This is a genomic window from Pseudorhizobium halotolerans (assembly GCF_902153235.2).
GTDB classification, from domain to species: Bacteria; Pseudomonadota; Alphaproteobacteria; order Rhizobiales; family Rhizobiaceae; genus Neorhizobium; species Neorhizobium flavum.
Window position 1 is genome coordinate 1484038 of record NZ_CABFWE030000005.1, and the last position, 12699, is coordinate 1496736.

Here is a 12699-nt window from a genome sequence, read left to right on the forward strand (position 1 = left end):
GACAGTCCAAGTCACATCTTAACCTTCGGGCAAGGAATTAACCATACATATTGGAAACCACGGCAAATTGGGTGACCTGGAGTTTCCCGAGGCATGACGCCGCCCTGCCGTACCGGTCTCGACCCGGTATCATCCATGATCACAATCAGAACGACTGCGGTGACCGCATGGTCTGTGACGCCGGCGCGTGCGCCGGTGCATCGGCCCGTGATCTCGGCGGCGGACCTTGTGAAGCGACAGTTCGCACTCGGCCCTTCTTGGGTTTCTATTGGTTTCGAGGATGCAGTTGGGGAACGAGACGCGATCCGATCAGGCGCGAAAGGGACAGGCGGGAAGCCTGGGGGAAAGGCTGGCATTCGCTGGCCTCGACGCCGCCCTGTGCGACCTGCTGCGCCGCCACCGGCCGCAGCTCGAGCCGGCGGTGAAAAGCGGCCTGCGCGATCTCATGCTGCGCTATCAGTCCTTCCCGGATGCATCCCGCGCCTTCGCCAGCGAGCAGCAGATCGAGCGTCTGCATGATCTGCAATCCTCCCACTGGAGTGTCCTGACAGACGCGCGGTTCGATGCGCTCTATGCAGAACGCGTCAAGATACTGTCCGACAGCGAGAGCCGCATGGGACTTGATCCCAGGTGGCACATTGCCGGACATGCCGTCATGCTGGAGCATCTGTTGAAGGCAGCCATGGCGCAGGAAGGCCGCAAGTCGCGGCTCCCTTTCGGTCGGCGCGGCTCCGATGGTCTCGGAGACATCGTTACAGCACTTGTCCGCTTGGTCATGGTCGACGTCGAGATCGCCGTTTCGCTCCGGTTCAACGAATTGCGCCAGAAGCACCATCGCGCCCTGGCCGAGCAACGGCAGGAAGACCAGGGAGAGGTGATCCAGCTTCTGTCCGAGGTGATCCATTCGCTCGCCGAACGTGACCTGACCGCCACGCTGCCGGAGGACGTGCCGGAGGCATACGCCGAGATCGCGTCCGTGCTCGGCGGTGCGATCGAGGCCATGCGCTCCTCGATCGAGGGCGTGTGTGGGCGCAGCGACCAGGCTGGTACGGCGTCTGCCGCCCTTGCTGCGCGCGCACGTGCCGTGGCCGAGGAATCCGAAGGGCAGTCCGCCCGTGTCCGGGAAGCGGCACATCAACTGGAGGAACTCGTCGGCCGTCTTCGCACGGGTGCCGCAGAAACCGGCGACGCGGCGCGGCTCGCAGCCATGACGAGGGGAACGGTAGAGGAAAGTGGTGAGGCTGTCGGGCGTGCCATCACTGCCATGGCGGACATAGAGACGTCTGCGGAAAAGATCGGCCAGATCATCGGCGTCATCGACGAGATAGCATTCCAGACCAATCTCCTGGCGCTCAACGCCGGCATCGAAGCGGCACGGGCCGGAGAAAGCGGGAGGGGCTTTGCGGTCGTCGCACAGGAAGTGCGTGCCCTGGCGCAGCGCTCCGCCGATGCGGCCCGGGAGATCAAGTCACTGGTCAACACGACGAAGACCCAGGTGGATGCCGGGGTCGAGATGGTACACCGCACGCAGGATGCCATCGGTGGCATTGTCCGTCAGGTCACGGAAATAAACGACGCGATCGCCGGCATAGCCACCCGTTCCGACGAGCATGTCGGCGAACTCGGGAGCATCTCGGCAGATCTCTCATCAGTAGGCAGGGAGATCAGCGCCACGGCTGGCAATGCCGGGATGCTGGGATCAGAGGCGGATGACCTGCACACCGTGATCCTCGAGCTTGGCCGTACCGTCCGCGAGTTCCGGGTCGAGCGGCAGGTCCGCTATCGCTCCGACCGTACGAACACCACGCCGCTGGCACCCGCCCGCCTGCCGGTCGCTCTGATCGATGTCGGTGATCCACTGCAGGCTGCCGGCGACGAAATCGAATTTCCCAGAAGACAAGGAATGAACTGATGGCGAGCAAGAAGGCTGCCCAGGAAAATCTGAAACTGTCACCGGTCCTGGACCTGAACGAAGCGTCCGTCCTGCATGGCAAGCTGATGGAACTTCGTGGCCGCGATCTGAAGATCGATGCCTCGCAAGTTGAACGGCTGGGGGTCCAATGTGTCCAGGTCATCGTCGCGGCTGCCCGCGCATGGCAGGCCGACAAGAAGGCCTTCGTTGTCGAGAAGGCATCCGACGCATTCGAAAAGACCCTGCAACTCATCGGCATCGATCCTCACCAGCTGACGGCCAAGGAGACCTGAAATCATGAAGAAGAAAGTGCTCACCGTGGATGATTCCCGGACCATCCGGAACATGCTGCTGGTAACCCTCAACAATGCCGGTTTCGAGACGGTCCAGGCCGAGGATGGCGTCGAGGGGCTGGAAGTCCTCGAAGATGCCAATCCGGATGTCATCGTCACCGACATCAACATGCCGCGCCTCGACGGCTTCGGCTTCATCGAAGGCGTCCGCCGCAACGAGAAATATCGTGCGGTCCCGATCCTCGTGCTGACCACCGAAAGCGATGCGGAGAAGAAGAACCGAGCCCGCCAGGCTGGTGCGACGGGCTGGATCGTCAAGCCGTTCGATCCCGCCAAGCTCATCGATGCAATCGAGCGCGTCACAGCCTGAAACAAACCGCCTGATCAGGATTTTCTCCGATGGATATGAACGAAATCAAAGAGATCTTCTTCCAGGAATGCGAGGAGCAGCTCGCGGAACTGGAATCGGGGCTTCTGAAGCTCAACGACGGAGATCGCGATCCCGAGACGGTGAACGCCGTCTTCCGCGCCGTTCATTCCATCAAGGGCGGTGCCGGCGCTTTCGGATTGGACGACCTCGTCGCCTTTGCGCATGTCTTCGAAACGACCCTCGACTGCGTTCGTTCGAACCGTCTTGAGCCGACGCAGGATGTCCTGAAGGTCATGCTGAAATCGGCCGACGTCCTTGCCGACCTCACCAATGCCGACCGCGATGGCGGTTATGTCGACGAGACGCGCAGCCGGGCGTTGGTCAAGGAGCTCGAGGCGCTGGCGAACGGTGAGGCCCCGGCGCCTGCCGCCAAGACGCCCGAACCGGCAGCTGCTGCAGCTACCCCCGCGCCCGCGCCTACCGATGACAGCGGTTTCCAGCCGATCCCGTTCTCGTTCGATTCCTTCGACGACGGTGAAGCGGTGGACGACAGCCGGGCCTACGAGATTTCGTTCCGCCCGCGTCGGGAACTCTACACCAAGGGCAACGAAGCGGCGTTGCTGTTGCGGGATCTCTCCCGCATCGGCGAGATGAGCATCAATTGCGATGCCGACGGTCTTCCGGCGCTCGACAAGATGGATCCAGAAGAGGCCTATTTCGGCTGGACCATCCAGCTGAAGACGGAAAAGTCCGAAGATGACATTCGCACGGTCTTCGAATTTGCCGAATGGGATTGCGACCTGGAGATCAGGGAAGCCGCCGACGCGGCGCCCGAGGAAGAGCTTCCGATGATCCCCGTGCCCTTCGACCTTTCGGCATTGGACGAGACAGACACCGCAGCTGAGACGACATCCTCCGCCAATGCCGCAGTGGAAGCCGTAGCCGCGGCGGAGACCGCGAGTTCGGTGTCGAAGATGGCTGCCGCGGCCGCTCGGGTCGAGAAGAAGGAAGCATCCGCCACGGCAGCTTCCGCGGCCGCCGCGCAGAATGCGGCTGCCGCAGCCGCAGCAGGACAGACCATCCGCGTCGACCTCGACCGTGTCGATCGCCTGATCAACCTCGTGGGCGAGCTTGTCATCAATCAGGCCATGCTGTCGCAGAGCGTTATCGAGAACGACACGACGGGAACCTCCTCCATCAACATGGGCCTGGAGGAGCTCCAGCAACTGACGCGCGAGATCCAGGATTCCGTCATGGCGATCCGCGCACAGCCGGTAAAGCCGGTCTTCCAGCGCATGTCGCGTATCGTCCGCGAAGTCGCGGACATGGTCGGGAAGTCGATCCGGCTCGTTACCGAAGGCGAGAATACCGAAGTCGACAAGACTGTCATCGACAAGCTTGCCGAGCCGCTGACCCACATGATCCGCAACGCCGTCGATCACGGCATCGAGACGCCCGAAAAGCGCGAAGCTGCCGGCAAGGATCCGGAAGGAACGATCAAGCTGACGGCTAAGCATCGCTCGGGCCGCATCGTGATCGAGCTGGTCGACGATGGCGCCGGGATCAACCGCGAACGGGTCAGGCAGAAGGCGATCGACAACGATCTGATTGCTGCGGACGCCAACCTGACGGACGAGGAGATCGACAATCTGATCTTCGCGCCGGGCTTCTCGACCGCCGACAAGATCTCGGACATTTCAGGCCGCGGCGTCGGCATGGACGTGGTCAAGCGCTCCATCCAGGCTCTCGGTGGTCGAATCTCGATCTCGTCGCGCCCTGGGCACGGCTCCACCTTCACGATGAGCCTGCCGCTGACGCTTGCCGTTCTCGACGGCATGGTGGTGACGGTAGCAGGGCAGACGCTGGTGGTGCCGCTGACGGCTATCGTCGAGACGCTGCAGCCGGAGGCCTCCTCCATCCATTCCTTCGGGGCAAACCAGCGGCTCATCTCGATCCGCGACTCCTTCTGCCCGTTGGTGGATGTAGGCCGGATCCTGAACTTCCGGGCAACACAGGCAAATCCCGTCGAGGGAGTGGCCCTGCTGGTGGAATCTGAAGGTGGCGGGCAGCGTGCCCTCATGGTCGATGCCATCCAAGGCCAGCGCCAGGTTGTCATCAAGTCGCTGGAAGCCAACTATACCCACGTTCCCGGAATTGCGGCCGCTACCATCCTCGGTGATGGCCGCGTCGCCCTCATTCTCGATGTCGATGCCGTTGTGGCGGCATCGCGCGGACAGTCCCTCAAACCGGAAATATCACTAGCAGCCACGGGTTAAGTGTATGTCGTACGCCGTGAAAAACAGCCATCAAGCCAGTCGCGAGCTGATCGCCTTCCGCATCGGCGACCAGGAATTCTGCGTCAACATCATGTCGGTCCGAGAGATCCGGGGTTGGACCCCGGCCACTCCGCTGCCGCATGCGCCCCCCTACGTGATGGGCGTAATCAACCTTCGTGGCGCCGTTCTTCCGATCATCGATCTTTCGGCAAGGCTCGGGATGAAGGACGCGGAACCGACGGCGCGCCACGTCATCATCGTGGCGCAGGTGAGGTCGCGCGTGGTCGGTCTTCTGGTGGAGGCTGTTTCCGATATCCTTACGATTACAGAGGATAATATCCAGCCGGTACCGGAAGTCTCTTCCGACCTCGAGAAACAATATGCGCGGGGGATCCTGTCCATCGACAAGCGGATGATCTGCATGATCGAGTTGGATGCGCTCTTCCTGCACAAGGAAAGCGAAGCTGCATGATGCCCATGGGCGCAGTCGATACCCGGCAATCGCCGGACGAGGTCATGGCAAGCGGGGAATACCCGCTGACCCGCCGCGATCTGTCCGAAATTGCGGCGATGATCTATTCCGATGCCGGGATCTATCTGAATGATTCCAAGGCGTCGCTCGTCTATTCCCGGCTGTCCAAGCACATCCGTTCGCTGGGGCTGAAGGGTTTCCGGGAGTATTGCGCCCTCGTCGCTTCGCCGGAGGGTGCGGCCGCACGGCGTGAGATGCTGTCGCACCTCACCACCAACTTCACCCGCTTCTTCCGTGAGAACCATCACTTCGAGCATCTCCGGGACGAAGTGCTGCCGGGACTGATCGCGCGGGCCAAGTCGGGCGGGCGCGTGCGCATATGGTCGGCAGCCTGTTCTGACGGGCAGGAGCCCTATTCGATTGCCCTGACCGTCCTGTCGGCACTGCCCAATGCCGCGGATTATGATCTCAAGATCCTCGCGACCGATATCGATCCGAAGATTCTCGCCCAGGCCCGGGCAGGCATCTACGACGAGAACGCCCTGGAAACGGTGTCGCCTCAGATCCGCAAGCAGTATTTCAAGGAGCTCGATGTCGGTGGACGACGGAAGTTCCAGGTCGATGATCGCCTCAAGAAGCTCATCACCTTCAACGAACTCAACCTGATGGCCCAGTGGCCGTTCAAGGGCCAGTTCGACGTGATCTTCTGCCGCAACGTCGTCATCTACTTCGACGAGCCGACACAGATGAAGATCTGGTCGCGGTTTGCAGCACTGCTGCCCGTCGGTGGGCATCTCTACATCGGGCATTCCGAGCGCGTTTCGGGAGATGCGAAGAACCAGTTCGACAACATCGGCATCACTACCTACCGCTATACGGGCTCTGGCGCGGGGAGGCGGGCATGAGTTCACCGGCGCGGGTTCTGGTCGTAGATGACTCTCCCACCATGCGTGGCCTGATCACGGCCGTCCTGAATTCCGACCCCGAGGTCAGCGTCGTCGGCCAGGCGAGCGATGCTCTTGAAGCCCGGGCAGCGATCAAGGAGCTCAACCCCGACGTCGTGACCCTGGATATCGAGATGCCGAACATGAACGGCCTCGAATTCCTGGACAAGATCATGCGGCTTCGGCCCATGCCGGTGATCATGGTGTCGACGATGACCCACCAAGGGGCCAATGCGACATTGGCCGCCCTGGAGATCGGCGCTTTCGACTGTGTCGGCAAGCCATCTCCCGGCGACGCCCGTCCCTTCCTGGATCTGGCTGAGAAGGTGAAGGCGGCAGCGCGTTCGGGTCTGCGACGCAAGGCCTCTCCGCCGGCACCCGCCATTACGCCGTCTGCTGAATACCGGGTGGGCCGCAAGGTCGTCGCCATCGGGTCGTCTACGGGCGGGGTCGAGGCGCTGATCACCGTGCTGCAGAACTTCCCGAAGAACTGTCCGCCGACGGTGATTACCCAGCACATGCCGTCGACCTTCACCAAGAGCTTCGCCGAGCGCCTCAACCGCCTTTGCGCGCCAGTCGTCGAGGAAGCTACCGATGGTGCCCGGCTGCAGATCGGAAAGATATACGTGGCGCCTGGCGGTGACCGGCATCTGGAGGTCGTCAATCCATCAGCCCCGTCGTGCCGTCTGGTCGAACGCGAACCCGTTAATGGCCATCGCCCGTCCGTGGACGTCCTGTTCGATTCCGTTGCGACCCTGGCCGGGCGCAACGCGGTGGGCGTCATCCTGACTGGAATGGGCCGTGATGGTGCTTCCGGGCTGTTGACGATGCGGCGGGCCGGCGCCCGCACCATCGGCCAGAACGAAAAGACCTGCGTTGTCTATGGAATGCCCCGCGTTGCCCACGAGATCGGCGCTGTCGAACAGCAATTGCCGCTCGGCGCGATCGGCGAGGAAATACTCAAACTAACTGCTGCCCGAAAAGAAGGTGTCGAATAAATGTCGCTCGCAGAAAAGATCAAAGTTCTGATCGTCGATGATCAGGTAACCAGCCGCCTGCTGCTCAGCGATGCTCTGACACAGCTGGGCTTCAAGCAGATCACCGCCGCCGGTGACGGCGAGCAGGGCATGAAGATCATGTACGAGCAGCCGCACCACCTGGTGATCTCGGACTTCAACATGCCGAAGATGGACGGACTGGGTCTGCTGGAAGCGGTTCGCAAGAACCCCAACACCAAGAAGGCGGCCTTCATCATTCTCACCGCTCAGGGCGACAGGGCCCTGGTCCAGAAGGCTGCGCAACTTGGCGCGAACAACGTTCTGGCCAAGCCATTCACCATCGAGAAGATGAAGGCGGCTATCGAAGCCGTATTCGGAGCGCTCAAATGAATGAGACTGCCGCCGCAAAGCGGGTCCACATCATTCAGGGAGAGTACAAGGTCGTCGATGACCCGGACGTGGTCCTTTCGACGATCCTTGGTTCCTGCGTGGCCGCTTGTCTGCGGGATCCGGTCGCAGGCGTCGGCGGCATGAATCACTTCCTGCTCCCGGGGTCCGGCGGCGCGGCGTCCTCGGGTGGCGATGCGACCCGCTACGGCGTTCACCTGATGGAACTGCTGATCAACGGCCTCCTGAAAAGGGGCGCGCGGCGCGACCGGCTGGAAGCGAAGATCTTCGGGGGCGCCAAGACGATTGCCAGCTTTTCCAATGTCGGCGAGCAGAACGCCGCCTTCGCCACCCAGTTCCTGAAGGATGAGGGTATCCCCATCGTCGGTTCTTCGACGGGTGGAGAGCATGGGCGCAAGCTCGAATACTGGCCGGTGAGCGGAAGGGCTCGCCAGTATCCGCTGACGGGGGCTGAGACACAGAAGACCGTTGCTCTCGAGCAGCAGCGTCCCGTCCGGACGCCGAAGCCGGTCGAAAGCTCCATCGAATTCTTTTAGGAAGGCCCGCAGGGGCGCGAGGAAAGCCATGAAAGACATCTCGAAGCCGCAAGACGCTTCCCTCGAGCAGTCCCTGCCGGAGGTCCTGATGCGGCTCGTATCGGAGCTGCATGACGTGGCGTACCTGATAGAGCGTGTCGAACCGCAGCTGCTGGAGCTCGGCGACGCGAACCTGATGCAGCATCCCGACAGCATCAAGGTGCTGCAGGGGATCGACCTGGCGGTGCAGAAGACGCGCGGACTGGCCGAATTCATTGACACGATTACCGCGACCATACCTGAGGACTGGATGGTCGACGTGTCGACTGCCCTCAGCCTCGTCAAGCTGGCGGACATGCACCGTGCCCTTGCGACCGGTGTTCGCCATGGTCATAGCCAGCCACTCAGCAAGGCCGCTGGAGACTTCGACTTCTTCTGATTCTTCGATCGTCGGTGCCCCAAAAGACACGGCTCGGCAGTTCGCCCAGATCGCATTCCCGAAACGCTCGCACAAGCTTCGTTGCCTAGGGTGGCCCTGGGCATAGGCCTGATCCGTATTTGCGATGTGGGAACAGAATGAATCTGTTGGCTCAATTCAATCAAGTTTTCGAGAATCTGGCCAAGCTCGGCCAGACCAAGCTTATTGCGCTGGCAGGGGTAGGCGTCGTTTCTCTTGCGCTCGTCCTGGGTGCCGCGCTTTATGTCAACAAGCCTGCCTATGAAACGCTCTACGTAGGACTTGAGACCACGGACCTTAACCAGGTCAGCATCGCTCTTGCGGAGGCCAGTATCGACTTTGCCGTCGGAGCCGACGGAGCAACCATCCAGGTCCCGGTTGGCATGACAGGCAAGGCCCGCCTGCTCCTCGCTGAACGCGGGCTGCCCAACAGCGCGAATGCGGGCTACGAGCTTTTCGACAATGTCGGCTCCCTTGGCCTGACCTCCTTCATGCAGGAAGTCACCCGTGTGCGGGCCCTTGAGGGTGAGATCGGCCGCTCGATCCAGCAAATCAGCGGCGTGGCAGCCGCAAGAGTTCACATCGTGATGCCCGACGTCGGCAACTTCCGGCGAGGCGAGCAAAAGCCGACGGCGTCGGTGATGATTCGCGCCAGCACCAGCACCGGCCGCAAGGCCGCGGCATCCATTCGGCATCTGGTTGCGTCTGCTGTTCCGGGCCTCGAAGTTGACGACGTCACCATTCTTGATTCCACAGGTCAGCTCCTCGCCGCCGGCGACGAGTATGGGAACAGCGAGCTCAACCGCTCACTGAACATCGTGCAGTCGGTGCAGCAGGAACTGGAGACCAACATCGACAAGGCGTTGGCACCATTCCTCGGAATGGACAACTTCCGCTCCAGCGTGACCGCGAACCTCAACACGGACAGCCAGCAGATCCAGGAAACCATCTTCGATCCGGAATCCCGCGTCGAGCGTTCAGTCCGCATCACCAAGGAAGAGCAGCGTTCGCAACAGAACCAGAATGATTCTGCAGCGACCGTCGAACAGAATATTCCCCAGGCTGCTCCTGAGGCGGGCGGTGCCACAGGTCCGCAATCCTCCGACCAGTCGGACAAGAAGGAAGAGCAGACGAACTACGAGATCAACAGCAGGACTGTTGCGACGGTCCGCAACAGCTACCAGATCGAGAAGCTGTCGGTCGCCGTGGTCGTCAATCGCGGTCGCGTTGCCCAGATGGTCGGCGAACCAGTCGATCAGGCGAAGATCGATGCCTATCTGGCCGAGATGCAGAAGATCGTGACGTCCGCCGCCGGCCTCAACCAGGAGCGGGGTGATGTCGTAACCCTCACCGCCATGGACTTCCTGGAGTCGCAGCTTCTCGAAGAAGCAGCATCCGGGCCGGGCGTGACCGAGGTTCTCAGCCGTAATCTCGGAGGCATCATCAACTCCCTCGCCTTCGTCGTGGTCGCCTTCCTGGTTGTTTGGCTCGGCCTGCGCCCGCTGGTCCGCACCGTCGGTGCAACGACCGCCTCCACGGAACTGTCCACCGACAGCGCCGGCCTCGAACTGCCGGACTTCTCGCCGGCGGCCGGCGGCAGCTCTTTGATGGAGGGCTTCGGCTCCGACTTCGGCTTCGACAGCACCGACGATCTGCTCGGCATGGGAGACGACGAGGGCGGCTTCAATCGCCGTGTCAAGGAAGGCCCGGAGAAGCGGCTTTCCCGCATGGTGGAGATCAGCGAGGAGCGGGCCGCGAAGATCCTCCGCAAATGGGCAGTCGATCAGGCAGCCTGACCGGAGCTCACAGAAATGTTACCAGAAAGGGTCGACGGTAGGGTCGGCCTTTTCTGTTTACATACCCGTGGCTTGTCTGGATGCATCGATCGTTCATTGATCCGCGACGTCCTCCTGCTTCTGGAGATGACATCGAAGCGATGGAAATTTCCGGCGGCTTTCCTAGAATGGTTACGAATCGACGATCATATGGAGTTGAGTCGCTGAACAGATGGATCTGGAACGCATCATTGGCCTCTCCAGACGTGCTTGTTAAGGGTTAGCAAGGCGGATGGATTCAAGGGGAGTGAGGGCAGTAAGAGACACGCTGGGGATTGAGGATGATACGTCCTCGACGCCTTCGTCTCGGGAACGTGTTGTCTGCAAGCTCTCGCTTACTGCCGGTGCACGCGACGTTCCGTCCTCGATGCATCTTCTGGCCGAATATGTGGGTGCCTCCCATTTCCTCCTCGCCCGCTGCGACCTTATCCAGCAACAGGGTCTAGAATACATCATCTCTTCCGATTGGCCTTTTGATCTGGTCCGACGCGTCGCACCTGAGATCGCCAGCAACTACGCAAGATCGACGGAGCTGGATAAGTGTCTCTCGCTCTTTGCCCCTACCTTTTCTCTCGTTCCCGATGACACACCTGTTCCGGACAACATCAGCCGGCAGTATTGCTCCCTCAGCCTGTGCGTCGGGCGGACGCGCTATATGCTGCTCCTGCTGTTCTCGGAGGGGCTGATCCTGTCGCAGGAGCGATTGCGGGAAGTGGGGCTTCTGGCGGCCTACGCCGTCAGTTCCTCCGATCGACGAGAGGTCCGCACCGAGCGGGATTTCGAGCTTACGGAACGTGAGCTGGAGTGCCTGTTCTGGATTGCAGAAGGCAAGACAAGCGACGAGATCGCTACCATCCTCGGTATCTCGCGCAACACCATCAACAATTACATAACGAGCGTAATGCGGAAGACGGGAACCAAAACCCGCTCGGAGGCCATAGCCTACGCAGTGCGCCACAACCTGGTCTAGGGAAGCATGGCATGAATGGGATGAACGCATAGCATGGCGATCGACGCCTCAACGGCGGCGCATTTCCTTCGCGCTCAACGGCCTACCAGCCGCGCCGACATATTTCCAAGACTGGCGGCGATGCAGAAGCATCTGCGGGCCCGCAATTTCGTGATGTTCCGGATCGCGGGTGGCGGTCTTCCGGGCAAGCGCAAGCTGATCTCGGAAATGGACAACTGGGGAGAGGAGCACTCCCGCCATCTCGCCATGATGGTGGAAACCTACGGCGAGGCGATGTTGGACCACGTGGAGACATCGCTCCTGCCGTTGGCCTGGACAAGCTCTGATCACATGAGTTTCGTACAGGCTTCAGAGTTCACGCCTCTCATCCGTGAACTGCCCTCGGACGTTCTGCCTTTCTCTGGTTTGGCCTTTCCAATTCGGCTTGGCGCGACTGGGAACGGCTATCTCGTATTCACCGCTGCCTCCCTCAACCTCTCCAGCGACGCAATCGTCGAACACCATGTGCTCGGCTGCCAGATCATGATGGACCTGCTCGCGCTGGACGAGCGGCGGACGGTGACCGCCGAGACACTCAGTGAACGGGAGGTTGCCTGCCTGCAACTGGCGGGCGACGGACGCATCAGCGAGGAAATTGCCGAAAATCTTGGTCTGTCCGTCCATACGGTCAACGCCTATCTCGGTTCGGCGACCATGAAGCTCGATGCCGTGAATCGGATACAGGCCATAGCCAAGGCGATCCGCCTCGGCCATATCCATTGAGGGAGAGGAGGCGGATCCCGCCTAGCTGGCCAGAGCCATGGGCGGCGTCGTCTTGACGAACCGCGCTTCCTGGAGACTGCGCTCGAGGAACTCCGTATTTGCTTCCGGGTTCTCCAGCGGCGTCTGGAAGGCGATGTGGTCGATCTCGATTCCCGCCTGCGTGTCGGCGAGCGTCAGGCGGGCATAGACGGAGACGCCCTTCGGCTTGATCTCGAGATCCAGAACGACCTGCGGCGGCCCGCTCCACTCCAGCGAATACTCACCACCGGCACCGAAGTTGATCGTGCCGGGATGGAAATACAGTTCCGCGGCCGACGAGACAAGGTCAGCGAGATTGCCGTAGGACTCCAGCCGAATTAGGGAAATCAGGTCGCCGGCGTCCAGTAACCGGAGCTCTGTAGCCACGGGACTGATGGCACTGGCGAGTATCTTTTCTCTTTCTGCAGCGTGGTCGCATTTTTTCATGACGCTCAATGTGTCCGTTGAT

14 protein-coding genes are annotated in these 12699 nt (G+C 61.2%); 13 read left to right on the forward strand and 1 reads right to left on the reverse strand.

From position 1 onward, the window contains the following. Nucleotides 1-280 precede the first annotated feature (280 nt). From FN060_RS12230 to visR, 13 genes are all read left to right on the forward strand, one after another. Nucleotides 281-1912, forward strand: a complete 1632-nt coding sequence (locus FN060_RS12230; RefSeq protein ID WP_142588250.1) for a globin-coupled sensor protein — start codon at nt 281-283, stop codon at nt 1910-1912. Beyond that, complete coding sequence (locus tag FN060_RS12235) at nt 1912-2205, forward strand: STAS domain-containing protein (RefSeq protein WP_077549052.1); 294 nt, start codon at nt 1912-1914, stop codon at nt 2203-2205. Before FN060_RS12230 ends, FN060_RS12235 begins: the two co-directional genes overlap by 1 nt. Nucleotides 2206-2209: 4 nt before the next feature. Beyond that, the gene (gene cheY1 / locus FN060_RS12240) at nt 2210-2575 is read left to right on the forward strand and encodes a chemotaxis response regulator CheY1 (RefSeq protein WP_052636909.1); all 366 of its coding nucleotides are present in this window, start codon (nt 2210-2212) and stop codon (nt 2573-2575) included. A 29-nt stretch (nt 2576-2604) separates the two neighbouring features. Then, nucleotides 2605-4851, forward strand: coding sequence for a chemotaxis protein CheA (locus FN060_RS12245; protein ID WP_142588251.1), 2247 nt, complete (start codon nt 2605-2607; stop codon nt 4849-4851). Nucleotides 4852-4855: 4 nt separating this feature from the next. Further along, entirely contained in the window at nt 4856-5323 is a 468-nt protein-coding gene (locus FN060_RS12250) for a chemotaxis protein CheW (protein ID WP_052636911.1), read from the forward strand. Next, nucleotides 5320-6228, forward strand: a complete 909-nt coding sequence (cheR, locus tag FN060_RS12255) for a protein-glutamate O-methyltransferase CheR (RefSeq protein ID WP_142588252.1) — start codon at nt 5320-5322, stop codon at nt 6226-6228. Before FN060_RS12250 ends, cheR begins: the two co-directional genes overlap by 4 nt. Next, nucleotides 6225-7265: a protein-glutamate O-methylesterase CheB gene (cheB, locus tag FN060_RS12260; RefSeq protein WP_142588253.1), complete on the forward strand. Its 1041-nt coding sequence runs from the start codon at nt 6225-6227 to the stop codon at nt 7263-7265. The genes cheR and cheB overlap by 4 nt, the downstream gene beginning before the upstream one ends. Next, the gene (locus FN060_RS12265) at nt 7266-7655 is read left to right on the forward strand and encodes a response regulator (protein WP_052636914.1); all 390 of its coding nucleotides are present in this window, start codon (nt 7266-7268) and stop codon (nt 7653-7655) included. Next, entirely contained in the window at nt 7652-8209 is a 558-nt protein-coding gene (gene cheD, locus FN060_RS12270) for a chemoreceptor glutamine deamidase CheD (protein WP_052636915.1), read from the forward strand. The genes FN060_RS12265 and cheD overlap by 4 nt, the downstream gene beginning before the upstream one ends. A 28-nt stretch (nt 8210-8237) precedes the next feature. Beyond that, nucleotides 8238-8627 carry a chemotaxis protein CheT gene (gene cheT / locus FN060_RS12275; protein WP_052636916.1) on the forward strand — a complete coding sequence of 130 codons (390 nt, stop codon included), beginning with the start codon at nt 8238-8240 and terminating at the stop codon, nt 8625-8627. Nucleotides 8628-8764: 137 nt separating this feature from the next. Then, nucleotides 8765-10441, forward strand: coding sequence for a flagellar basal-body MS-ring/collar protein FliF (gene fliF / locus FN060_RS12280; RefSeq protein ID WP_183949875.1), 1677 nt, complete (start codon nt 8765-8767; stop codon nt 10439-10441). 271 nt (nt 10442-10712) lie between these two features. Beyond that, nucleotides 10713-11450 carry a transcriptional regulator VisN gene (visN, locus tag FN060_RS12285; RefSeq protein WP_142588255.1) on the forward strand — a complete coding sequence of 246 codons (738 nt, stop codon included), beginning with the start codon at nt 10713-10715 and terminating at the stop codon, nt 11448-11450. Between the two features lie 33 nt (nt 11451-11483). After that, nucleotides 11484-12212, forward strand: coding sequence for a transcriptional regulator VisR (gene visR, locus FN060_RS12290; protein ID WP_142588256.1), 729 nt, complete (start codon nt 11484-11486; stop codon nt 12210-12212). A 21-nt stretch (nt 12213-12233) separates the two neighbouring features. Here visR and FN060_RS12295 read toward each other — a convergent pair whose 3' ends face one another. After that, entirely contained in the window at nt 12234-12677 is a 444-nt protein-coding gene (locus FN060_RS12295) for a hypothetical protein (RefSeq protein ID WP_052636920.1), read from the reverse strand. Nucleotides 12678-12699: the final 22 nt, after the last annotated feature.

Coding starts and splice junctions, on each gene's coding strand:
- visR (WP_142588256.1), top strand. CDS start 11,484: ATGGCGATCGACGCCTCAACGGCGGCGCATTTCCTTCGCGCTCAACGG.
- visN (WP_142588255.1), top strand. CDS start 10,713: ATGGATTCAAGGGGAGTGAGGGCAGTAAGAGACACGCTGGGGATTGAG.
- cheD (WP_052636915.1), top strand. CDS start 7,652: ATGAATGAGACTGCCGCCGCAAAGCGGGTCCACATCATTCAGGGAGAG.
- FN060_RS12235 (WP_077549052.1), top strand. CDS start 1,912: ATGGCGAGCAAGAAGGCTGCCCAGGAAAATCTGAAACTGTCACCGGTC.
- FN060_RS12245 (WP_142588251.1), top strand. CDS start 2,605: ATGGATATGAACGAAATCAAAGAGATCTTCTTCCAGGAATGCGAGGAG.
- FN060_RS12230 (WP_142588250.1), top strand. CDS start 281: ATGCAGTTGGGGAACGAGACGCGATCCGATCAGGCGCGAAAGGGACAG.
- cheB (WP_142588253.1), top strand. CDS start 6,225: ATGAGTTCACCGGCGCGGGTTCTGGTCGTAGATGACTCTCCCACCATG.
- cheY1 (WP_052636909.1), top strand. CDS start 2,210: ATGAAGAAGAAAGTGCTCACCGTGGATGATTCCCGGACCATCCGGAAC.
- cheT (WP_052636916.1), top strand. CDS start 8,238: ATGAAAGACATCTCGAAGCCGCAAGACGCTTCCCTCGAGCAGTCCCTG.
- fliF (WP_183949875.1), top strand. CDS start 8,765: ATGAATCTGTTGGCTCAATTCAATCAAGTTTTCGAGAATCTGGCCAAG.
- FN060_RS12250 (WP_052636911.1), top strand. CDS start 4,856: ATGTCGTACGCCGTGAAAAACAGCCATCAAGCCAGTCGCGAGCTGATC.
- FN060_RS12295 (WP_052636920.1), bottom strand. CDS start 12,677: ATGAAAAAATGCGACCACGCTGCAGAAAGAGAAAAGATACTCGCCAGT.
- cheR (WP_142588252.1), top strand. CDS start 5,320: ATGATGCCCATGGGCGCAGTCGATACCCGGCAATCGCCGGACGAGGTC.
- FN060_RS12265 (WP_052636914.1), top strand. CDS start 7,266: ATGTCGCTCGCAGAAAAGATCAAAGTTCTGATCGTCGATGATCAGGTA.